The 25,959-nt window shown below is 36.9% G+C and carries 8 protein-coding genes; all 8 read right to left on the bottom strand.

Going from position 1 to position 25,959, the window contains the following annotated elements:
- Positions 1-23: 23 nt before the first annotated feature.
- Positions 24-2,789, bottom strand: coding sequence for a non-ribosomal peptide synthetase (locus tag V7K53_RS18990; RefSeq protein WP_335199014.1), 2,766 nt, complete (start codon positions 2,787-2,789; stop codon positions 24-26).
- Between the two features lie 54 nt (positions 2,790-2,843).
- Positions 2,844-4,100, bottom strand: coding sequence for a diaminobutyrate--2-oxoglutarate transaminase (gene ectB, locus V7K53_RS18995; protein ID WP_335199015.1), 1,257 nt, complete (start codon positions 4,098-4,100; stop codon positions 2,844-2,846).
- A gap of 52 nt (positions 4,101-4,152) precedes the next feature.
- Entirely contained in the window at positions 4,153-5,109 is a 957-nt protein-coding gene (locus V7K53_RS19000; RefSeq protein WP_335199016.1) for a cupin-like domain-containing protein, read from the bottom strand.
- 48 nt (positions 5,110-5,157) lie between these two features.
- Positions 5,158-6,561 (bottom strand): condensation domain-containing protein, encoded by a 1,404-nt coding sequence (locus V7K53_RS19005; RefSeq protein WP_335199017.1) that lies wholly within the window; start codon positions 6,559-6,561, stop codon positions 5,158-5,160.
- Positions 6,558-12,617: a condensation domain-containing protein gene (locus tag V7K53_RS19010; protein WP_335199018.1), complete on the bottom strand. Its 6,060-nt coding sequence runs from the start codon at positions 12,615-12,617 to the stop codon at positions 6,558-6,560. Before V7K53_RS19010 ends, V7K53_RS19005 begins: the two co-directional genes overlap by 4 nt.
- A gap of 14 nt (positions 12,618-12,631) precedes the next feature.
- Positions 12,632-15,883: a non-ribosomal peptide synthetase gene (locus tag V7K53_RS19015; RefSeq protein ID WP_335199021.1), complete on the bottom strand. Its 3,252-nt coding sequence runs from the start codon at positions 15,881-15,883 to the stop codon at positions 12,632-12,634.
- Positions 15,884-15,960: 77 nt separating this feature from the next.
- Positions 15,961-24,864 carry an amino acid adenylation domain-containing protein gene (locus V7K53_RS19020; RefSeq protein ID WP_335199022.1) on the bottom strand — a complete coding sequence of 2,968 codons (8,904 nt, stop codon included), beginning with the start codon at positions 24,862-24,864 and terminating at the stop codon, positions 15,961-15,963.
- A 21-nt stretch (positions 24,865-24,885) separates the two neighbouring features.
- Positions 24,886-25,956: an HAD-IIIC family phosphatase gene (locus V7K53_RS19025; protein WP_335199023.1), complete on the bottom strand. Its 1,071-nt coding sequence runs from the start codon at positions 25,954-25,956 to the stop codon at positions 24,886-24,888.
- Positions 25,957-25,959: the final 3 nt, after the last annotated feature.

Consider the following 25,959-nt stretch of genomic DNA (forward strand, 5'->3'; position numbering starts at 1 on the left):
AGTTAACTATTTACTAGTTACTATTAAACATTCTGTTGTCTTTTTTGCAAAAAGCGTTGCTTTAATCTTGCTTTGCCAGCTTCTAACTGTTCATTTAATTCATTACTTTGATTTGCAAAGCTATCATCTTCTTCTTGGCTAAAATACCGAGATATAGAGCTAATTGTTGGATATTTAAACAGGTCAGTTATTACTAAGTCAGCTTTAAAAAGTTCTCGTAGTTTGCTGTAAACTTGAAGCACATTTAGTGAATGACCACCAAGGTCAAAAAAGTTATCTTGAATGCCGACCTTCTCCACCTTAAGTATGTTTTGCCAAATATCAGCAATTGCGTGTTCCATCTCGTTTCGCGGCAAGATATAAGCTGTTTCTAATTCCGGGCGAAAATTATCTGGTTTAGGTAAAGCTTTACGGTCTACCTTTCCGCTAGGTGCTAGCGGTAGATTTTCCAGCATCACAAAAACAGAAGGTAACATGTGGTCAGGTAACTTTTCTTGTAAAAAGCTACGCAATTCACTAATACCAGGAACTGGTTGTGTCTTAGCAACCACATATGCAACTAATTGCAAGTTACCTGGTTCGTCTTGCTGAACCACAACTACATTTTCACGTACATTCGGATGCTGACCCAAAAATGTCTCAATTTCTCCAAGTTCAACACGGAAGCCACGAATCTTTACTTGATGGTCAATACGTCCAAGAAATTCAATATTTCCATCAGGAAGCCACCTTCCTAAATCTCCAGTTTTATAGATTAAGTCTCTACGATTTTCTGGTAAGTTTTTCCTAACATTTGTAAATGGATTGGGAACAAAACTTAAATTAGTTTTTTCTTGATTTTTCCAGTACCCATCACCTACACCAATTCCCGATACACAAATCTCTCCAGGAGCGCCAATAGGTAATAGTTGCATTTCTCCATCCAGAATGTAGAGATTTAAGTTGGCTAATGGTTTACCAATTGAAACTGTTCGCTGATTTTCTGGCAGAGGCTTGTTAACGATAAACTGGGTGATATCATCAGCAGCTTCAGTGGGGCCATAAGCGTTAACAATTTTGATTTCGGGATATATCTCAAGCCACTTATTTACCCAACTTACTGATACTGACTCTCCCACAACCATCATCCATTTTAAATCAGGCAATTCTCTTTTATGAATCGGTAGCTGGGAAGTATATTCAAGCAAGCCTCCGAATAATGCTGGTACTAATTCAACAACTGTAATTTTTTGTGATTTCAGTGTTTCAAATAGCTTATCAGGAATAGCAACGGTTTCTATATCTACTATTACTGTTTTTCCACCAATTAAAAGTGGTGCTAAAAACTGCCATACAGAAATATCTGTGGAAGAAGGAGCGCTTTGGAGAAAACAAAATTCCTCTGTTAAATCCAATTCATCGAATTGAGCATAAATGTGATTAATTGCACCATCATGCCTGACAATTGCTCCCTTTGGTAATCCTGTAGACCCGGAAGTATAAAGCATATAAGCTGGGTCAGCAGCATCATTTATACATTCTACATTATCATTAGATAGCTGCTCGAAATCCAATTGATCGTATATCTTTAATCCTGTTTTTTTCGCAAGCGGTGTATTTTTATTCAGAGTGCTATCTAAACAAATAATAGATGATAAATTTGAACAATCTTCTATTAAGTCTGATAAAACATTTAATAGCGAAAAATCTGTCAGCAAGAATCTAACTTTGCTATTGGATAGCATATATTTAATTCGATTTGCTGGATAAGTACTATCAATTGGTACATACGCCCCACCTGCCTTGTATATAGCAAGAATAGCAATAAGAAAATTTATATCGCGGTCTTTAAAAATGCCTACAAACTCTCCTTGACAGACTCCCAGCTTTCGCAACAATTTAGCTAGTTTATTAGCGTGATAATTTAGTTCTTGATACGTGAGTTCAGTCTGCTTATGAATAACAGCTATATTATTTGGAGTCTGAGATACTTGCTTTTCAAATAATTGATTTATCGTCTGTTCAATTGGGTAGTTTTTAATATTATTATTAAATTCTTTTAACAATTGGTGCTGCTCAAAATCTTTTAATAAAGCAATATCCGATATTTTAACAGCAATGTTGCTTATAATATTTTCCAGAATATTAATATAATATTTACCGATTAATTTTATATTCTCATCTTGAAACAAGTATTGCTTATAATCTATGTCGGCACTAATATTTTCACCGTTAACTGTAAAAGAAATTGTGATGTCATTATCGAGTTGATTTAAATTACTTTTGATATGAATATTTTCTAAGCAAACTATGATATCAAAAATTGGACAACGGTTAGGACTTGTTGGTATATCCAACAAATTAATTAATTTATCAAAATCATAGTTTTGATGGCTGTAAGCTGCGATCGCAGCATCTTTAACTTGAAGAAGAAAATCTTTAAATGGAAGTTGAGGTGTGACTTGAGTCCGCAAAGGGATAACTTTTGTATTTACGCGATCAATACCAATTTTTTCATATACTGGTATTCCAATAATAACATCATTGTTCCTAGTATATTTTTGCAGCAATATCTTCAAAGCAGACACAAGTATCAAGTAGATTGAAAAGTAAGAGCCATTACCTAGCTTAATGATTGCTTGCGATAAATCATTTGATAAATCAAAGCTAAGAGATTTATTTTTACCACTAGAAAATAAAGGTCTTACATAGTCCAGCATCAGATTTGTTTCTGGTAGTTCTCCCGATAGTTTATTTATCCAATAAGTTTTTTGAGAGAATAAATCATTCGAGTCTAAATGTATACCCATAGCTTTCTCCTTTTAACCAATTACTTACCGATTTATAATTACTAGTATGTAAATCTACTTTGATATGCAATCATAAAAAGCTTCTTTGATAATTAAACATCCTTTTTCTAAAGTGAACATATCAATTATTAAAGGTGGCAAAATTTTAATAACGGTATCATTTCTACCTGCTAGCTCAACTATTAACCCTAGCTCAAAACAACGGGATGTTATACTTTTTGCTAAACTGCTACCACCAAAATTTTTAATATCAATACCCCAAATCATCCCAATTCCACGGATTAGTATGTTTTGATTAATTGGTAATATTTCTTGAGTTAGAAAATTTTTCAAAAAAAGCTCTTTAGCTTTAACATTCTGCTCAAAATCACAACTTTCTCTATACTCTAGAGCAGCTGTTGCTCCTACAAATGCCAATTGATTACCCCTAAAAGTACCATTATGTTCGCCCGGTTCCCATATATCCAAGTCTGGCTTAATTAATAATAGTGACATTGGAAACCCATACCCACTAATAGATTTAGAGAGTACTACCATATCGGGAACAATATCTGCTCTTTCAAAAGAAAAGAAAGGCCCTGTACGACCACAGCCAACTTGAATATCATCACATATTAATAAAATATCATGCTCGTCACATAAATTTCTTAGTCTTTGCATCCAGTCAATAGGAGCTATAACAACTCCACCTTCAGCTTGTACCGTTTCAAAAATTATTGCTGCTGGTTTTTCAATTCCCGAATTTACGTCATTTAAAACTGTTTCTATATATTCTATTGTGTCAAAACTTGCCATAAACCCATAGGGATAAGGCATAAAAGTTACATTATTTGATGCTCCAATTGCCCCGGCTCGGATTCCGACGTTACCACTAATCGATAGGCTACCTAGAGTCATTCCATGATATGCTCCCATGAAGGAGAATATACCTGGTCTTTGTTTTACTTTTCTGGCCAACTTCAAAGCTGCTTCAACTGCATTTGTTCCTGTTGGCCCACAAAACTGAATGCGATAATTTAGCTTTCTTGAACTTAGTACTACCTCATCAAACTTAGCTAAAAACTTCTCTTTAGCCGAAGTATACATATCCAAACCATGTGCAATACCATCGGCATCTAAATATGACATAACCTTTTGCTTTATATAATCATGGTTATGTCCATAGTTTAAAGCACCTGCTCCTGCAAAAAAATCAATATATTCTTTCCCTGAGTCCGAATAAATTATAGAACCTTTAGCTCTATGAAATATATCGGGAAAATTACGGCAATAGCTTCTAACGTTTGATTCACACTTTTCAAAGATATTCATGAGAGTGTTTAGTGAGATTTGCAAAGATTATATATTTGATATTTATTGCTTTTTAAGAAACATAATTTAGATAAGACTTATAAAATTTAAAAATAATTTGAGGGGGTACTTTGAATACTAAACCCATAGTTAATAAAAAGTTATAATAGAAGTTTTGAATTGGCATCCCTCTTGTAACAGATGCTAAAGCATTAAATGAGCTTTTATGAGTATGCCAATCGATATTAAATGAAATCGACATATCTAAACTCCTAACATGATGCAGCGTTCCGGGAGGCATATATACAATATCCCCAGGATTTACAATAAATTTAATCGGTCTGGCATTTTTGTATTCAGGATATTTATTGAAATCTGGATTTTCTGGATTAACCAAAAACCATCGCCAGCCTTTGCGATAACAATATTTGGCATCTTCAGGCAGTAAGATGGTAAATTGTTTCCTGCCAACAATTTGAAAAAAAATATTGTTAGTCAGAAGACAATCAAAATGTAGTGGCGTAATACTGTTAGAAGAACCTAAGAAAAACTGGCAGTAACGCCACCACTTGTGCCAATACCATTCTGGTAAATAATCAAAAGGGAATGCTTGAGCATCTTCCACTAAAGAAGGTATTAAGCTAAATAAAGGTAGGTCATGACAATATGGCGGTCGAGGATTATTTTGAGGATCTTCTTCATAATTTTCTATTAATTCTATATATCTTTCCATTGTCAGACTAAATATCTCGATTCTTTTCTCGCCAAATTTCTTTGCGTAAATATTTAGAGAGGGGAATAAATCTTTAAGATATTCTAAAGACCATTTATCAAAGGCATTCCAGTTTGAAGTTACTCCAGAAATTATGACTGGTTTTCCTAATTCAACATAATCTTTCTTAAACTCATCACTTGAAAGTCTATATCTTCTTTCTATTGCAGATGAAACGATCATATTTTTATCCTTTGCAATATTGTAATTTATTATAATTATGCTTAGTACCTTTACTTTAATTACAGGAATAAGCATAGCTAACTTTGAAGTATTTACAAGGCAAAGTTGCTTATTGCCGATCAATTAAAACATTGGAGCTAATTCCCAATCAAATGATGCTTCTTTTTCTAAAGTTGCTGTTATTTGTAGTTGTTGTGCTGTCAAAAACGATAAGGTTTTTATTTGAACATTAGGATTAGCCATTATTTCTTGTAGTAGTATTTGAAAATCTTTAAGTATCCCAGTAATGGTAGTGATATCAAATCTACGAGAATCGTATGAAATTGCCACTATAATTTCGGAGTCTGGATATATAACTAAATTCAAAGGGTAGTTATTTCTGTAATAAGTTCCAGTCTGCTTAAATCGGATATTTCCTTTCCAATTTCGCACAAATTGACTTACCGGAAGGTTCTCAACTACAACAATAGTTTCAAACATAGGTAAATTTCGAGGTACTTCACTCCAACCTTGAATTTGCGTCAGTGGAGTATATTCATGATGACGCGCTTCTACTAATTGAGTCTGAAAATCTTGTAGCCATGACAAGAACTGTTGCTCAGGATTCAATTTGACATTAATTGGTAAGGTATTTATAAACATACCAACTATTGAATCTACCTCGGCCAAGTCAACTGGTCTTCCTGTGACAGTACATCCATAGACTATATTGTTACGACAAGTATAACGACTGAGGAGAATAGACCAGATTCCATGAACTAATGTGGCAAGAGTAAAGTGATTTTTTGTAGCAAAAGATAGTAGTGCTTTTGTAGTTGCTTCGGATAGGTTAATTCTCTCTTCATCATACCTTTCCTGTTGGTTAGATAATTGATTATTTTCTATAAAAGTTAAGGGAGTGGGTGCTTTAACTCCTTGTAATGCTTGCCGCCAAAAGCTTTCGGTTTTAGCTATATTTTGCTGCTGCAACCAGTCGATATAATTTCTAAAAGGACGAACTGGTGCTAAAATCACGTCTTTAGATTCACAAAGCGCTTCGTAAATTTGTAAGCATTCTTCTAATATGATTGGGCCAGACCATCCGTCTGTGGTTATATGATGATTGCTCCAAACAAATTCATAACATTCATCAGCAAGACGAATCAAAGTTAGACGCATTAAACATGGTTGAGAAAAGTCAAAACCTAATTTGCGATCGCTCTCTAAAAATAATTTTAATCGCTCTTGTTGTTCTGCTTCTTCAAAACCACGCCAATCGTACTGATTTAAGGTAACTTTTACTTGTTTATAAACAACTTGTAATGGATTGTCTATGTCTTCCCAGTAAAATCCTGTACGCAAAACGGTATGTCTATCTACTACTTTTTGCCATGCTTGTTCAAAGGCTTCTACGTTTGGATTACCATGCAAAGTTAAGGTATGGTGAAAAAAGTATAGTGCTGATTCGCTTGCATACAAACAGTGAAATAGCATCCCCTTTTGTACGGGTGTAAGTTCATAAATGTCCTCGACATTTTCTGTTTTCATTGTGCTTTTTTCTCACTTGTTCGGTTAATTTTTGCCAGAAATTTATCTAGGTCTTGTTGGCTCAAGTTAGCTCTGGGAAAGTCGGAAGGTGTATATTTCTCTGCTTCAAGAGACTCACAGTGAGCAATTATGCTTCGCATCTCTCTAAGGAAGCTTTGGACTAAAGTTTCAATTGTTTCTCGACGATGAACTGCTGTGTTATAAGTCCAATTAAATTGCAGTTTATCTTGAAGAATAATTCCGTTAATTTCCAGTAAATAAAATCGATTTGCTTGTGGACTTTGGCTAACTTTAAGAGACTGTCCGGTTAAATCGAATAAAGATGACTGTAATCTCACAGGGTCAAAATTACCTAAGTAATTAAAACTTACTTGAGGTTGGGGAAAAGATTTGAGCTTTGAATTTATTTCTGGATTACTGGTTATATAGCGCAGTATATCGTACCCAATTCCTTTATTTGGAATTCTACGTAAATACTCTTTGACTGCTATCAATGCACTTCCCTGTTCCGAAGCTTCTGTTATATCTAAAATAATTGGTAAGCAAGTTTTAAATAAACCAACTGTACGAGACAAAGATATATTATTTACATCTTTGAAAATTGTCTCTCGACTATTATCTTCTAGATCTACCCATAGTTGCTTCTCTCCCGTCCACTTTGCAAAAGCTTGTACTAAAGCTGTTAGCAGAACATCGTTAATCTGGGTATTATAAGCCTTATTAACATTTTTTAATAAGGCTTGTGTTTCCTGTTTATCCAGAGAAAATGATACTATGTCAGCCTTAGCTCTCGTATTTTCACTTGCAGAATAGTCAACAGGTAGACTATAGAAATGTTTTTGGAATTTTGCCAACCAATAGTCTTGCTCTTGGATGATTTCTGAAGTCTGAGCGTACTCTTGCAAACACTGCGTCCATCGCTGGAATGAAGTGGTCTGATTAGGCAAATCTATGACTTCACCTTGACTGAGTTGCTGATAAGCTGTTTGTAAATCTTCTAGCAAAATCTGCCAAGAAACAGCATCTACTAACAGATGGTGGATGGTAATTAATAGGTAGCTATTTTGCTGCGATCGCAATTCCAAAAAAGCAACTTTTACAAGGGGACCTTCACTTAGGTTGAAGTTACTTTGTAGTTCTGTCGTTGCAGATTCAAAAGCATATTGTTGCTCCTTTTCACCAAGTGAAGACAAATCTATATGCTTGTATACCATTATATCATTAGTATCAGCTTTTATTTGCTGCCAGCCAGATTCTTTTTTAACAAAACGTAGACGAAATGTATCGTGGTGTTCAATCACATATTCTACAGCCTGCTTTAATAATTTTGGATTGCATATTTGTTGCATCTCCAGCATGAAAGACTGGCTCAAGGAATATCCATCTGGTTTATTCTGGTCAAAGAACCGATGCTGGATGGGTGTAAGGTATACCTCTTTAGTTGTTGAATTATTTTCAGTCTGTTTAGTTTCAGCTACACCTGCTGCTGTTGCTAATTCAGCAATAGTTTGGTGCATAAACATTTGCTGAGAGGTTAACTTTAAACCTAATTTGTTTGCTTTAGCAACAATTTGGATTGTAATGATTGAATCTCCTGCCAACTCAAAAAAGTTGTCATGAATACCAACTTTATCAATTCCTAAAAACTGTTGCCAGATGTCAGCAAGGGTCTGCTCAACTTCGTTACGAGGAGCTACATAAATATTTGCTAAGTTTGGACGTGGATGATTAAGTTGGGCAATATTTGTTATTGATGTCTCTGATAAAAATGCTAATTCTTTTTCTAGATAATTGAAAGCATTGTCCTGCTCAATTACTGTTTGGAAGTCTTGCGGAGACACAACAACATGAGGCAAGCTAGTTAGTAAAATGCGATTAAAAGCTTCAGCACCTTCTTTAGATAATATTCCTTTTTTGAGATCCTCTTCACGTTGAAGCTTTAGTTGTTCGGGTAGTGCTGTCTCTACTGCCATCCCTACCTCTTGCCAAGTACTCCAGTTGATTGCCACTGTAAATTGGTCAGATTTAGAAGTACGATAATGTGCATAAACATCTAAAAATGCATTAGCTGCACAATAATCGACCTGTCCAAATTCGCTCAATATAGAACTTTGAGATGAACAAAGTACTAAGAAATCTAGATCGATATTTTTTAAGTTTAATATTTCCTCTAATACTAATGTGCCCTTGACTTTTGGTGCTAAGACGCTGTTTGCTACATCTTCTGTTTTTAGTTGGATTATGCCACCACCAGCAATACCTGCTGCATGGATAACACCATTGATTTGACCAAATTTTTCTAAGGCTTCAGTAACGGCTATCTGCATTTCTTCGTAGCTAGCTACATTGGCGCTTTTAACCTCAACTTCCGATCCCAACTCTTCAAGTGCTAGCATTTTTTGGATCTTGCAGCTAAGACTATCCTTGCTATCATGATTTTCTAGCCATTGATTCCAGTGCGATCGCTCCGGTAATCCCTTTCTGCTAATTAAAATTAACTTAGCCTGTACTGTCTTTGCTAAATGTTCTGCCAATACCAAACCTATGCCACCAAGTCCACCAGTAATTAAGTAAACTCCTCCTTGCCTTAACTTAGTTTTCTCTGCGGTACTTTCATCCAAACGGATATTTTCAAAGGTTTGAATCCAACGACGATATCCACGATAAGCAACTATATTATTGGTTTGCTGTGTTGTTAGTTCTGTAATCAGATAGTCAATAAACTTTTGTGTTGGTGAGGTGTTAGAAACAGGAATTACTACATCGATCAGACAGGAATTAATGTTTGGATATTCCTTGTTAATTATCTTACACGGCCCCAAGATAGTTGCCTTTTCTGGGCATAACTTTTCGTCGCCAATGACATTATATAGATTGTTAGTTACAACATTCAAATTCAGAGAATGGCTGATATTTTGCTTTCCTAATGCCTGTGTTAAATACAATAAACTCCAAAAGCCAAGATTTTGGCAGTCTTCAGAAATTTGTTTTTTTAACTTATTGTTAGATAAAGTATCATTTGGCGTAATGCTCCAAAAGTGAGCGATTGCATTTGGAATCAAACTCTCTTTTTGGAGTTCTTGAAGCAAAGTATCGTAGTCATTTCTTTGTTGGGGGTTAATGGTATATGTATGTTCGTTCAGCTTAGTAAATTTATCTGCAACCCTAACTGTAACAACATGATTTTGCTGTTCTAGCCTTTTAGCAACTTCGCTTCCAATTCCATATTCATCGATAAAAACTAACCAACGAGTGTTTTTATCAATTACTAGTTCCTTCCCTTGAAAAAAATCAAGTGGTGTAGATTGTTTCCAGATTGGGATATAAAACCAATCGGCAATATCTGGCTTTTTACCTAATGATTTTTGTGATACCTTTGATAACGCAGTTTCGGGGTTAGCTTCAATCCAGTAACGCTGACGTTCAAAAGGATAGGTGGGCAAAGGAATATGTCTGCGTTGCTCTTTTGTATAAAAGCCTGCCCAGTTTATTTGCAATCCTGAAAGCCAAAGCCGAGAGAGAGTATTAAGCAAAAATGCGACATCAGAAATTTGCTCTTGAGGATGCCGCAATGAAGTTAGCACCACAGCTTGTGAAACCAACTGTCGTTTAGCTAGGGTAGTTAATGTTCGTCCTGGGCCAACTTCCAACAGTATTCGCTCAGGCTGTTGCAGAACTTCGGCGATTCCCTCGTTAAATAATACGGGTTGTCGTAGATGTCTAGCCCAGTAGTCAGGATCAGTCGCCTGATCTGCTGTAATCCAAGTTCCCGTAACGTTGGAAACAAAAGGAATTTGAGGTGATTTCAGATTGACTTCTCTAATATGGCGTACAAATGGCTCTAAAATCGGCTCCATCATCTGAGAATGAAAAGCATGAGATGTATGCAGCCAACGACAATCAACACCTTGCTCCGTCAAACGATTTTGTAATAGTGCGATCGCATTAGTCGCACCAGAAACCACACAAAGTGATGGAGCATTGCTAGCTGCTAAAGAAAGTTCTGAACCTAACATAGGTTGTATTTCTTTGGCAGAGAGAGAAACGGAAAGCATCGAACCAGCTTCGACTTCTTGCATCAGTCGTCCGCGAATTACGACTAAAGTCAATGCTTCTTCTAAAGAAAAAACACCTGAAATACAAGCAGCTACATACTCGCCGATGCTATGACCAATCATCGCTTGCGGATGGATACCCCACGCCATCCAAAGTTTAGCAAGGGCATATTCAATCACAAATAGCGCAACTTGCGCTAGGGAAGTTTGTTTAAGTTGTTCTTCTGTAGCTTCGATTGTCGAAGGATAAAGTATATCTTTCAGGTCTAATTTTAAATATGGTTTGAGTAATTTACAACAATCATCAATTTGTTCTCGAAAAATCGGTTCTGCTTCGTATAATTCCCGTCCCATGTTTACATACTGCGCTCCCTGTCCAGGAAACATAAACACAATTGAATGTTTACGGTCTTCTGAGTAATTATTTAAAACTCTTTCTTTTTTTGGCGCAGTTAGTATTTTTATAGCATCTGGAATATCCTGACACAGCAACGCTCGACGATGGTTAAAATTTCGGCGTCCGACTTGCAAAGTATAAGCTATATCAGCAAGATTGCTATCAGGATGTTGTACTAAATAATTAGCAAGGTTAGTTGTAGCTGATTCTAAAGCAGTTTGAGTTTTGGCAGAGATAACTAACAACTGCCAGGGGCGAGAAACACTCTCTTTGGTTGTAAAAACTGGAGCTTCTTCTAAAATTACATGGGCATTAGTACCGCCAATACCAAAAGAACTGACTCCTGCACGTCTAGGATGCTTGTCTACTTTCCATTCGGAAAGTTTGTTGTTGACATAAAAGGGACTGTTGGCGAAATCAATTTGAGGATTGGGTTCTTCAAAATGTAGGCTAGGAGGAATTTGTTTGTGTTTAAGAGCTAAGACTGTTTTAATTAAACCTGCAACACCAGCAGCTGCATCTAAATGCCCTATATTTGTTTTTAAGGAACCAATTGCACAGAAGTTTTTATTTTTTGTACTGCTTTGAAATGCTTGTGTCAGTGCTGCAATTTCAATTGGATCTCCTAAAGATGTTCCCGTCCCGTGAGCTTCAATATAAGTTATTGTTTCTGCTTCTAACTCTGCAACAAGTTGAGCCGTTTTGATAACTTTAGCTTGACCTTCTATGCGGGGTGCAGTGTAGCTAACTTTGTTTGAGCCATCGTTATTTATCGCCGAACCTTTAATTACAGCGTGAATAAAATCTCCATCATTTAAGGCATCTTCTAATCTTTTCAAAACAACGATTCCCGCACCTTCTCCGCCTACTGTTCCCCGTGCTTTAGCATCAAAAGCACGGCAGTGTCCATCAGGAGAATTAATACTTCCCTCTTGATAAAGATAGCCAGATTTTCTTGACGCGCTGATGGAAACACCACCAACCAAAGCCATGTCGCATTCACCATTGAGCAAACTTTGGCAGGCTAAATGAACAGCTACTAATGAGGTTGAACAAGCTGTTTGAACTGTATAGCTAGGCCCCGTTAAATTAAGTTTGTAAGAAGTACGTGTAGCCAGATAATCTTTATCGCCAGCAATCGCTATTTGCCGTTCGTCTATTGAGTTTCTAATATTTTGATTAAAATAAATGTTTAGTAAATAACCGCTTAAGTTAGAACCAGCAAAAACACCTATAGAACCATTGTATGTTTCAGAATTATACCCTGCTTTTTCCAGCGCTTCCCAAGCACACTCTAAAAAAATTCGGTGTTGGGGATCAGTTATTTCTGCATCTCTGGGATTAAAACCAAAAAAGTCGGCATCAAAAAGTTCTGCATTTTCTATGACAGCGTTTCTTTTAACATAATTGGGATTACTGAGAAGCGCTGCATCAACTCCTGCTTGCAATAGTTCTTCATCACTAAAAGTAGAAATTGATTCTATACCATTTTGGAGATTATGCCAAAATTCGTCAACATTTTTAGCTCCAGGAAATCTTCCTGTTAATCCAATAATTGCTATTTCTGAACCGTTCGTAGGATATGCACCAGTTGGAATATTCATTAGTTGTTAATTCCTTAATTATTTTCAACTGATTTCATTTTTTGAAGCCGTTTTTTTTGTTGCACTTTACCAGATGATATTTTCTCTGCTTGAGTATCATTATCCTGGAAAAACTCTGTGATATTTGGAGATGAATTTAAAAACTCTGCTAACGAACTGATGGTGGGATACCTAAACAAATCAAGGGTTGATAGTTCGGCTTTTAATATTTCCTGCAATTGGCTGTGAACTCTGACTAAAAGTAATGAATGACCGCCAATTTCAAAGAAATTATCGTGAATACCTATCTTTTGAAGATTCAAAGCTTTCTGCCAAACAGAGGCTATTATCTTTTCCACCTCAGTTTGCGGTACTACATAAGCAACTTCTAATTCTGGGCGCAGAACATCGGGCATCGGCAATGCTTGACGGTCTACTTTACCATTAGATGTTAATGGTAACGCTTCTAATATCATAAAGGCATTTGGTAGCATCTGGTCAAGCAATTTATTCTTCAAGAAGCGGCGCAGTTCAGGAATTGTTAATGTTTTATTTGGGTGGAGAGTTGTATAAGCTATTAAGTTTTGATTTCCAGATTTATCCTCCCGAAGGATAACTACACTTGTCGATATTGATGGATGTTGATTAATAGTCGCTTCAATTTCTCCTAATTCAATACGGAAACCACGTATTTTAACCTGGTTATCAATGCGACCGATATACTCAATATCGCCACTTTGTAAAAAGCGAACTAAATCACCTGTTTTGTAAAGGCGATCGCCTTCTTGTTTACTAAAGGGATTGGGGATAAATTTCAGTGCTGTTAATTCAGGTTGATTTAAATAACCTCTAGCTAATCCAAGTCCGCCAATGTGCAATTCACCCGGTACTCCCATTGGTACTGATTGCAAATATTGGTCTAAAATGTACAACTGAGTATTAGCGATCGCCTTTCCAATAGGTATGGAACCTGTAGAATGTTTCCCGACTGGAACTTGATAAACACAACAGCCTACAACTGTCTCTGTGGGGCCGTATTCATTTACTAATATGGTTTCTGGAGCTACATCTTGCCAAAAGGTGATGCTTTCAGCTAATAAGTTTTCGCCACCAATAATAAAAGCTCTCGTTTTATTAGCGATCTCTTCTTTGGATAACTGTTGCTTAAGTAAATCTAAGTGAGCGGGGGTAATCTTCACCAAACTTAAATTTGAGCTTTTCTTTAAAGCTTCAGAAAGGGTTTCAATACCTTGTTCTTCTGATAGTAGTTCTACTGTACGACCAACTAATAAAGGTGAAAAAAGACTGGTAATTGTTAAGTCAAAACCTAGAGGCGAGTGGACTAAACTTCCTACTCCTTGTTCTACTGCATATCTTTGAGTAGCCCAACTTAAGTAGTTAACTAATCCTTGATGGGGGATTAGAGTTCCTTTTGGTTTACCAGTGGAACCAGAGGTGTAAATAACATAAGCTAAATTTAATGCGGTTGTTGTAGTAATTGGATTTTCATTTTTTTGTTGGTTTATAGTTTCCCAATCATTATCTATACAAATTACTTTAATTTCATTTGTGGCTAAATCTGCCAATAGATGCTGTTGAGTCAGCAGCACTGGCATTTGAGAATCGTTTAGTATAAAAGTTTTTCTTTCTAAGGGATAGTTAGGGTCAATCGGTACATAAGCACCACCTGCTTTTAAAATGCCTAAAACTGCAATCAACATTAAAGGCGATCGCTCAACACAAAGCCCTACCATGACATCTGGTTTTACACCTAATTGTTGTAGGTAATTAGCTAGTTGGTTGGCACAAGTGTTTAATTCTTGGTAGGTAAATTGCTGATTTTGGTAAATAATAGCAATGTTTTCTGGCGTGCGTTCTACTTGTTCTGCAAAAAGTTGATGAAAACATTTATCTATTGGAAAAACAGATTGTGTATTATTAGATTCAATTAACAGTTGTTGTCTTTCGATACTGCTGAGTATGTCTAATTCACTTACGAATGAGTATGGATGATTAATTGCACTTTCTAAGAGAGTAAAAAATTGCCCTGCTAAACGTTCGATATCTTGTGTTAAAAATAATTCTGTATCGTAGTGCCATTCAGTATGAAGAGAGTTTTCTATACGTATAAATGATAATTTTACTTTGAACTTATCGAAACAAACATATTGCTTTGATAGAGAAAATGTAATTGCATTTGGAGTCAATAAGTTAGAAGTTTTGTCTATAAAGTCGAAACAGAAGGGGAAAAAAGGTACATAATTGGTAACTTTCTTTAATCCTGAAACTAGTTCCCAATTAAAACAATCTTGCCATTCAGATGCTTGATTTTGAGTAAAAGCAATTTGTTTTATAACTTCGCTAAACTTTAAGCTACCTTCGAGATGACAATCCACTGGTACATATTTGGCAAGTAGTCCTATCATTTCTTGAAGTTCTTCTTCCGATCTTCCATCGCAACTAGTTCCAATAACTATATTTGATACATTGGTTAAACGCCATAGTAGTATTTGCCAACATGTTAGGAATACTGTTGATTCAGTAGTATTAAACTTTTCAGCGATCGCGGTTATTTGTGCTGTTAATTTAGATGAAATTGTCTGAGTAAAAATTTGAGGTTGAAATTCAGTTTCTTTAGATAATAACTTTTCATTTGGCAGTTTCAAGTTGAAAATATGGGTGATATCTTTTTGTCGCCAATATTCTCTACCAATTTCTGCTTCTTCTGATTCTAATAATTCATTTTGCCAATCTGAAAAGACAATGTATTGCACTGGTTCATCATCATGCAAATGCCCAGTGTAGGCACGACTTATTTCTGCGACTAAATTATTAAGTGAGATTGCATCTGCGTATAGAACAGGTAAGTTTAACAGCAATATATTTTTAAATGCTGAAAGAGTAGCTAGAGATATCTTTAATGAAGATGATTTTTCCAAGTCAAAAATTTGCTGTTTACCAGATTCAATAAGTAATTCAACAGCATTATTTTTTTCTTCAGATTCCATCGTTCTGAAGTCATGTTCTTCTATTAAGAAATTGCCACCATTTTCAATTACTTGTATTGGAATATTCATTCCTGGTAAGCAACGAAAACTGGTACTAAGAATTTGATGTCTGTTGACAACACTTTTTACGGCAATTTTCAATGCTTCGATATTTAAATCTCCTGTAATTTCCACCGTACTAAATGAACGATAGGCACGGCTATGGTTATTTTGTTGTAGTAGCCATGAATGTTTTTGTTGTGGCGAAAGTTGAAAACCGTAAATTGATTTATTATTCATAATATCTGGATTGAAAAAGTTGTAGTGACTAATTAATCATGATGCCTAGTGTATGCGTTTGATAACTGAATTATTATTTAAAAATGATGCTGAAAAGGCTCACCCATCGCAGTTAAAATTTTTCTGGAACCAGAATAGGGATTACGTCCGTGAGCGGTCAACATATTATCTAGCATTAATATATCCCCTTTTTCCCAAGGATAAATAATCATTTCTTGTCGATAAGCTTCACGAATTTCTGCAATAACTGAGTCTTCAATAGAAGAACCATCACCATAAAAAGTGTTGTATGGTAAATCTTCTTCTGTAAACTCGCTGAGAAATTTTTCTCGAAATTGTGTTTGTAAACTTGACACATGCCAAAAAACAACATGATTAAACCAAACCATTTCACCAGTTTTTGGATGTTGTGCTATGGCTGGACGAACTTGACGAGTTCTTAAACGGTTACTATCTTTCCACTCAACCTGAATGCAAGCATTACGACAATAATCTTCCATCACAGCTTTATCTGCTGTGTGAAAAGCTTTTTGCCAAGGTAAACCAAATCCATTACCATAGTTGCGAACTAACATCCAGCCTTTTTCTTGAAAGCGTTCTCTAATCTGAGGATGAATACGTTGAAATACTTTTCTCACATTAGCAATCGGAGTTTCTCCTCCTTGGTTTGCAGGTTCAATACAGCAAAACCATATCTTCATTGGATAGGTACTGGAATATGATGATTCATTATGTAAAGCAATGGTTTGATCGGCTGGGAATTCAGTAGATGTATAAACTTTTTCGCTTAATTTAGTACGAGGTGTGGAAGATTCTATGTAAGGCATTAATTGAGGACATACGGCACTAACGAATTGCTCAAAATCTTCTTTTTGATTAATAGCAAAGCCCCTAAATAAAATTCCTCCATATTTAAACAAATTATTAATAATAAATTGTTGATTGTTCTCAGCCCAAATTGGTAAATTCAAATCGCTGAATTTAGGCGTAATCACCAAAGGTAGATTACCTTCAAATTGTAGAAAAGACTCTGTAATTAATTCTTGTTGAGATAAGTTAATTACTGTAGCTTTTGGCTGAGACTTAAATGCTTTAAATTTTTGGCGGCGGGCTTGTTTAAATTCCTGCTGCTTTGCATCTTGTCTTTGTTTGTCTGCTGTTAGCAGTATTTCTTTTATGGCTGTAAATTTAATATTAGGTTGAGCAACAACGGCACGCAAAATAATTTCATAATCTGTAATAAATTTAGCGATCGCAGCAGCATTAAATAAGTCTGTGCTATATTCCAAACTACCACTCAACCCTTGTTTGCTTTCCCACATAGTCAATAGTAAATCAAATTTAGCTGTACCATTGTCAATATCTTCGATAATTTTCAACTTCAAACCTTCTAGTTCCAGTGGGAAGGTTGGGAAATTTTGTAAAACAAACTTGGATTGAAACAAAGGTGTACGGCTTAAATCTCGTTCTGTTTTTAAGGCTAATACCAATTGGTCAAATGGCATATCCTGATGTTCATAGGCAGCCAATGTCACCTCATGAACACGTTTCAATAATTCTTGAAAAGTTGGATCGCCACCAAGGTAAGTACGTAATACTAGCTGATTAACAAAAAAACCAATAATATTCTCTATTTCTGGAAAATTACGGTTAGCAACATCAGTACCTACAACAATATCATCCTGATTTGTGCAGTAATGCATCAAAGTCTTAAATGCTGCTACTAGAGTCATAAATAGAGTGACTCCTTCCCTACCACTTAATGCTTTAATTTCTTCACAAAGTTCTTTTGGCAATTCTAGATTTTGCCTACTACCGCGAAAAGTTTGGATTTCAGGACGGGGATAGTCGGTAGGCAATTCCAGCACAGGTAAGTTTGCAAGTTGCTGTTTCCAATAAGATAGGTTTTTCTCCATCACTTCTCCTTGCAACCACTGATTTTGCCAATAGGCGAAATCTGCATATTGAATCGGCAATTCTGGTAAAGGTGAAGGTTCTCCTTTGAGAAAAGCTGCATAAAGTGCAGAAAATTCTCGAATAAGTATACCAATTGACCAACCATCAGAAATAATATGATGCATTACCAACAGCAATACATAAGATTCTTCACCCAAGCGTAATAAGCTAACCCGCAGTAATGGGCCCTTAGCTAAGTCAAAAGGTCGTTGAGCTTCTTCCAGAATTGACTGCTGCACCTTAAAGAACTGTTTTTCTTCGGAAATTTCATTTAAATCGATTATTGGCAAACAAATAGAAACCGATGGAGTAATTATTTGTACGGAAACTCCATTGAATTTCCCAAAAGTAGTACGTAATAGTTCTTGACGCCGCAAAAGCTCTTTGAAACTTTGCTCTAAAATATGTATGTCTAAATGTCCATTTAGGTAAACCGCAGATGACATATTATATGTAGAAGTTTCACTTGCCAATTGGTCTAAAAACCATAATCTTTTTTGGGCAAAAGATAAGGGTAATTCTATCTCTCGTGAAACTCGTTCAAATGGTGGGATTGACTGAGTAATTAACTGTTTATCCTCGATAATTTGAGCTATTTTTGTTACTGTTGGTAATTCAAAAAGCCGGCGCAATGGTAACTCAATTTCAAAGCTTTTATTTATGCGGGATATAACTTGGGTTGCGAAGAGTGAATGTCCACCCAATTCAAAAAAGTTGTCGTTTACTCCTAACTTTTCTAAGCCAAGTACTTCCATCCAGATAATAGCCAACTGTTTTTCGATTGCTGTCTGAGGTGCAACAAAGGTTTCTTCAAATTCTGAAGGTAGTGTATCAAGTGCAGGTAGCGCCTTCCGGTCAACCTTCCCATTAGGTGTTAGTGGGAGTGCCTCTAATATGATAAAAGCCGATGGTATCATGTAGCTTGGCAACTTTGACTCCAAAAAGTCGCGTAGTTCAAAAGTTGTCAGTATTTGCTCTTTTTGAAGAACTACATAAGCAACTAAACGTTTAGAATCTGCTGAATCATCGCATACTACAACTACAGTTTCTCGGACTGTAGGATGTTGAGTGATTGCCGCTTCAATTTCTCCCAATTCAATGCGGAAACCACGGATTTTTACTTGATAATCAATACGACCAATATACTCTATTTCTCCATTTGCTAAATACCGGGCTAAATCCCCAGTTTTATAGAGATGCGCTGCTTCATCGCTGAAAGGGTTAGGGATAAATTTTTCTGCTGTCAGTTCGGGACGGTTTAAGTAACCTCTACCTATTCCTACCCCACCAATATAAACTTCACCCGTTACACCGATAGCAACAGGGTTAAGATATTTATCAAGCAGATAGATTTGAATATTCGCAATTGGACGACCGATGGGAACAATCTTTTGGTTGGTAACACAATCTTTACACTCCCAAAAAGTTACATCTACAGCTGCTTCTGTTGGGCCATAAAGATTATGCAGTTGGGCATCAAGTCGATTAAAAAAGCGTTGTTGAAGTTGAGCAGGTAATGCTTCACCACTTGCGAACACTCGCACCAGAGACTGACATTTTTCTAATCCTTCTGCTGACAAAAACACTTGCAGCATTGCTGGTACAAAATGTAAAGTTGTAATTTGCTGCTGTAAAATCAAGTTGACTAAATAGTTGGGATCTCGATGCCCTTCTGGTTGAGCTACTACTAAACGGGCACCTGTCAACAACGGCCAGAAAAATTCCCATACAGATACGTCGAAACTGAAAGGTGTTTTTTGCAACACAATATCTGCTGTTGTTAATCCGTAGGCATCCTGCATCCACAGTAAGCGATTGCATATTCCCCGATGAGTATTCATCGCCCCTTTTGGTTTCCCTGTAGAACCTGAGGTATAGATGACGTAAGCAAGGTTATCGCAAGTAATGTTGCACGTAGGATTTTCTGTGTTTTTATTGGCAATTACTCTCCAGTCGCCATCAATGCAAACTACTTTAGCTTTGTGAGTTGGTAAACTTTCTACTAAGTGTTGTTGTGTTAACAAAACCCTTGGTTGAGAGTCTTCTAACATATAAGCCAAGCGTTCTTGGGGATAGTTAGGGTCTAGTGGAATGTATCCACCACCTGCTTTCAGGATGGCTAATAGTCCAATCACCATAGAGAGCGAGCGCTCTACACAAATCCCCACCAATACCTCTGGTTTTACTCCCAGGTCTTGCAAATAATGCCCTAGTTGATTCGCTCTACTGTTGAGTTCTTGATAAGTAAGTTGTTCTTCTTCAAACACCACTGCCACAGCATCGGGTGTTTTTTCTACCTGCGCTTCAAATAACTCATGAATGCATTGTTGAGGATACTTAACTTCCGTATCATTCCACTCAAGCATTAATTGGCATCGCTCAGATTCTGTTAACAATGGTAACTCTGACAAACACTGCTGTGGATTAGCAACAATTCCTTCAAGCAACATTTGTAAATGCGCCGCCATTCTTTGTATGGAACTTTCCTCAAATAAATCAGTATTGTATTCTAAATTACCAATTAACCCATCGGCTGTTTCAGTCATATATAGGGTTAAATCCAACTTGGCACTATTACTATTGCTTTCTAAGGGGCTTAAAGTCAAACCAGGTAACTCTAAGGCAGACATCGGCGCATTCTGAAGCACAAACATCACTTGAAATAGTGGTGTATGACTTAAGTCTCGCTCTGGTTGCAGTTCTTCAACTAACAACTCAAAGGGTAAATCTTGATGTGCATAAGCTTCTAAAGCTACTTTCCGCACCCGCTTGAGTAACTCTTCAAAGCAGGGATTTCCTACTAAGTTAGTCCGTAGGACTAAAGTGTTGACAAAAAAACCAATTAACCCTTCTATCTCTGCTCGATTGCGGTTAGCGATGGGCGAACCGACCACAATATCTTCACTACCTGTGTAACGCCATAGCAATGTTTTGAAAGCTGCTAACAGCGTCATAAATAAAGTACTTCCCTGTTGCTGGCTTAATTTATTTAAGGCAAAAGAGAGTTTATCAGATAGCTTGAATGAGTAGGTTGAACCTCGGAAAGTCTGAATTGCTGGTCTGGGATAATCAGTGGGTAACTCTAATACTTTTGGTGCATTCTCTAACTGCTTGAGCCAATAAGATATTTGAGTTTTTAGTACTTCTCCTTGCAGCCATTGTCGTTGCCAAGCCGCAAAGTCTACATATTGTATTGGTAGTGCAGGTAACGGTGACGGTTGTCTATCACAGAAAGCTTGATAAAGTGTTGCCAACTCCCGCACTAATACACCTATTGACCAACCGTCAGAGACGATGTGGTGCATTGTCAATAATATTATGTGTTTTTCTTGACCAAGATGTAATAATTTGACTCTCAGCAGCAAGTCGTCTTTCAGATCAAAAGGTTTCTGTGCTTCTTTATAAGCCTCTTTTTTAACTTCGGCTTCTTGTTGGTTTAAAGATAAATCGCTAATATCAAATACTATTAATGTTAATGATACAGCTTCCGAGATAACAGCGATCGCTTGCCCTTCTCTTGTTTGAAAATTGGTTCGTAGGGCTTCATGGCGGCTGATAATTTCGTTAAAGCTTTGTTGTAATGCCTCTACATTCAATTGTCCCTCTAGGAGAACAGCAGCAGGAATATTGTAGAAGGGACTATTTGGCTCTAATTGGGCAAGGAACCATAACCGTTGTTGAGCAAATGATAGCGGTAATTCTGGCGATCGCGCAATCCGTTCAATATTTGTTGCCCGATCTCCTGAGTCTACCTCGATCGCTTTTTCAATTTCTTTTGCTAGCCCAGCTATTGTTGGTTTTTCAAATAAATCACGTAAAGGAAGTTCTACTTGAAACACTTGCCGAATTTGGGAAATTACACGAGTAGCGATTAAGGAATGACCACCTAGTTCAAAGAAATTATTATCAATACCTACTTTTTCAATACCAAGTATTTCTGCCCAAATACCTGCTAATAAATTCTCAATTGGTGTAGAAGGAAGAATAATATCCGATGATAATATCTGTGTTGATTCGGGGATTGGTAGTGCCTTCCGGTCAACCTTCCCATTAGGTGTTAGTGGGAGTGCCTCTAATATGATAAAAGCCGATGGTATCATGTAGCTTGGCAACTTTGACTCCAAAAAGTCGCGTAGTTCAAAAGTTGTCAGTATTTGCTCTTTTTGAAGAACTACATAAGCAACTAAACGTTTAGAATCTGCTGAATCATCGCATACTACAACTACAGTTTCTCGGACTGTAGGATGTTGAGTGATTGCCGCTTCAATTTCTCCCAATTCAATGCGGAAACCACGGATTTTTACTTGATAATCAATACGACCAATATACTCTATTTCTCCATTTGCTAAATACCGGGCTAAATCCCCAGTTTTATAGAGATGCGCTGCTTCATCGCTGAAAGGGTTAGGGATAAATTTTTCTGCTGTCAGTTCGGGACGGTTTAAGTAACCTCTACCTATTCCTACCCCACCAATATAAACTTCACCCGTTACACCGATAGCAACAGGGTTAAGATATTTATCAAGCAGATAGATTTGAATATTCGCAATTGGACGACCGATGGGAACAATCTTTTGGTTGGTAACACAATCTTTACACTCCCAAAAAGTTACATCTACAGCTGCTTCTGTTGGGCCATAAAGATTATGCAGTTGGGCATCAAGTCGATTAAAAAAGCGTTGTTGAAGTTGAGCAGGTAATGCTTCACCACTTGCGAACACTCGCACCAGAGACTGACATTTTTCTAATCCTTCTGCTGACAAAAACACTTGCAGCATTGCTGGTACAAAATGTAAAGTTGTAATTTGCTGCTGTAAAATCAAGTTGACTAAATAGTTGGGATCTCGATGCCCTTCTGGTTGAGCTACTACTAAACGGGCACCTGTCAACAACGGCCAGAAAAATTCCCATACAGATACGTCGAAACTGAAAGGTGTTTTTTGCAACACAATATCTGCTGTTGTTAATCCGTAGGCATCCTGCATCCACAGTAAGCGATTGCATATTCCCCGATGAGTATTCATCGCCCCTTTTGGTTTCCCTGTAGAACCTGAGGTATAGATGACGTAAGCAAGGTTATCGCAAGTAATGTTGCACGTAGGATTTTCTGTGTTTTTATTGGCAATTACTCTCCAGTCGCCATCAATGCAAACTACTTTAGCTTTGTGAGTTGGTAAACTTTCTACTAAGTGTTGTTGTGTTAACAAAACCCTTGGTTGAGAGTCTTCTAACATATAAGCCAAGCGTTCTTGGGGATAGTTAGGGTCTAGTGGAATGTATCCACCACCTGCTTTCAGGATGGCTAATAGTCCAATCACCATAGAGAGCGAGCGCTCTACACAAATCCCCACCAATACCTCTGGTTTTACTCCCAGGTCTTGCAAATAATGCCCTAGTTGATTCGCTCTACTGTTGAGTTCTTGATAAGTAAGTTGTTCTTCTTCAAACACCACTGCCACAGCATCGGGTGTTTTTTCTACCTGTGCTTCAAATAACTCATGAATGCATTGTTGAGGATACTTAACTTCCGTATCGTTCCACTTAACTAACAGAGTCTGGCGTTCAGATTCTGTTAATAGTGGCAAATCTGATAAACGTTTTTCTGGATAGCTGACAATACCCTCTAGTAAATTAGTAAAATGCTCGGTCATTCGGTTAATAGTGGCAGCATCAAACAAGTCATTATTGTATTCCCACCACCCCGAAAGTTCTGACTTTGCATCCACTAGATGCAGCGTTAAGTCAAATTTATTAGTTTTACTATCGGTTTGCAGCCATTTTAGAGTCAGACCAGGTAATACCAAATCTTTTTTGGTATCTTGCTGCAATGCAAACATGACTTGAAACAAGGGGGTATGACTAAGATTGCGCTCAGAGTGTAGTTCCCCGACTAATCGCTCGAAAGGAAGCTCTGCATGAGCATAAGCTCCTACACATACTGCACGGACTCGATTTAGTAATTCCAGGAAACTTGGGTTTCCAGAAAGATCGGTACGCAGCACAAGAATATTGACAAAAAAACCGATTAATCCTTCAATATCAGGATGGTTGCGGTTAGCAATTGGAGAGCCAATGCAGATATCTTCTTGGCTTGTATAGCGGTACAACTGTGCTTGAAATGCCGCTAACAAGGTCATAAATAGGGTAACTCCCTGTTGCTTGCTTAAAGACCTCAGCATATCAGTCAAGCGCGGTGATAGCTGAAAAAAGCTAGTCGATCCTGAGAAGCTTTGTACTGGAGGCCGTGGACGGTCTGCGGGGAGATCCAAAGTAGTGACAGCATTTGTCAGTTGCTGCTTCCAATAGGAAAGTTGAGTTTTTTCTCGCTCATCTTGCAACCATTGATGTTGCCAGAGAGAATAGTCTGCATATTGAATGGGTAGTTCTGAAAGTGGGGAAGATTTTTCAGCAGAGAAGGCTGTGTATAGTGCTGCTAATTCTTGGTTTAGCACTTGTATTGACCAGCCATCACAAACAATGTGGTGAATGACTAACAAAAACAAATGTTCCTGTTCGCCTGTCTGCAATAACATTCCTCGCAACAATGGAGTGGATGCTAAATCAAAAGGCTTTTGAGTAATTTCAGTAGTTAGCCGCTCAACTTCAGCATCTTGCAATGCTTGCGTTAGGTTGCTCAAGTTCACCACTGGCAATTCTAGAGTCAAGCTGTGATGAATCACTTGAACTGGTTGCTCATCCAAAGTTTCAAAGGAAGTCCGCAGAGATTCATGGCGTTTGACAATCTCATTAAAACTCTTCTCTAGAGCGGCTAAATTGAGAATACCTTGTAAATGTATACACGCAAATTCGTTATAAACAGAACTTTGGGGTTCTAACTGTTGAACAAACCAGAGTCGCTGCTGACCTGCGGATAAAGGAACCAGGTTTTGCTGGGTACGGCGAGAAATAGCTATTTGTTTAGTATTAAGATGATGCTCACCCCGTAAGCGCTTTTCTAAAATTGCTTGTTTTTCAGGTGAGAGTTTAGAGCGTCGTTTAATAATATCATCTCTTGTTTTATCCATAATATTTTATTACTTATTAATTTAGTTAATAACTTGAAACTTTACATAATCTGGTACAGATTGAATCCGCGTTAAATCATTTTCAAAAGTTACTAAATTACCCTGAGTATCAATTTCTTTAAAACCGGAAAATTTATAAGATATATACATCATTCGATTGCGATTGTTGGGGGCAAACTCTGCTAAAAGTCGGACATGATTGCTTTGAGCCAGACTCATGATATGATTCAACATGATTGTCCCAACTCCCCGCGACATGACGCGACAAGACATGAGCAATAGCTTTATCGTCCAGATTTCCCTTTGGCATTCAATCAGAACTAACCCTATCTTCCCATAGCTGCCATACTTGTCTTCTAGACTTGCAATCAGCAATTTATAGTTTTCTGATTGGCGAAAATGATTTAGTTCGTCGTAGGAGTAGGTATAACCAGTTGTATTTAATTGGTTAGTTCGTAATGTTAATTCTTCTGCACGTTGCAAATCTTCTTCTTTAGCAGAAGATATTGTGAAATTCATCTTGAGAGTAGCTAAGAATTCTTCTGTTGTGCCAACAAATTCTTTCTCTACATTTTGACGTTCTATATCACTAATGTACATCAACCTTCTAATTCGGGAATCTTCCGTAATAAACCGGGGATTCATGACAGGCATATCTAAAATATTGCCTATTTCATCTGCATTGATACAGAGAATTTCTGGCAAGGTAAATTTTACTTCTTCTAGTTCGAATAGTTGATCGTCAATAAATGCGATCGCATCCACACTAATATTAAGTAAATTAGCAATTTCTTTCAGAGAATCAGCCTTAGAATTCCAATTTATTTGTGGATATAAAAAATACTCTTTTAAACCAAATTCTTCTAATTTAGCAATTGCTTTAGTATATTCGTTCTTACTAGCTATAGATTGTAGGATACCACGATTATCTAAAGTATGAATAATATTTGCTACATTTTCTCGTAGAGAAACTTTTTCATCTTCCAGCAAAATTCCATGCCAGATGGTATTATCTAAATCCCAAACGACACATTTAATAACTTTTTTATCTTTTTGTTTACTATTTATATTTTTTTCTTGAGTACTAATCATATA

It is taken from the genome of Nostoc sp. (assembly GCF_036917355.1).
Taxonomy (GTDB): Bacteria; Cyanobacteriota; Cyanobacteriia; order Cyanobacteriales; family Nostocaceae; genus Nostoc.

Coding starts and splice junctions, on each gene's coding strand:
- V7K53_RS19025 (WP_335199023.1), bottom strand. CDS start 25,956: ATGATTAGTACTCAAGAAAAAAATATAAATAGTAAACAAAAAGATAAA.
- V7K53_RS19020 (WP_335199022.1), bottom strand. CDS start 24,864: ATGGATAAAACAAGAGATGATATTATTAAACGACGCTCTAAACTCTCA.
- V7K53_RS19000 (WP_335199016.1), bottom strand. CDS start 5,109: ATGCTTATTCCTGTAATTAAAGTAAAGGTACTAAGCATAATTATAATA.
- V7K53_RS19005 (WP_335199017.1), bottom strand. CDS start 6,561: ATGAAAACAGAAAATGTCGAGGACATTTATGAACTTACACCCGTACAA.
- V7K53_RS19010 (WP_335199018.1), bottom strand. CDS start 12,617: ATGAATATTCCAACTGGTGCATATCCTACGAACGGTTCAGAAATAGCA.
- ectB (WP_335199015.1), bottom strand. CDS start 4,100: ATGAATATCTTTGAAAAGTGTGAATCAAACGTTAGAAGCTATTGCCGT.
- V7K53_RS19015 (WP_335199021.1), bottom strand. CDS start 15,883: ATGAATAATAAATCAATTTACGGTTTTCAACTTTCGCCACAACAAAAA.
- V7K53_RS18990 (WP_335199014.1), bottom strand. CDS start 2,789: ATGGGTATACATTTAGACTCGAATGATTTATTCTCTCAAAAAACTTAT.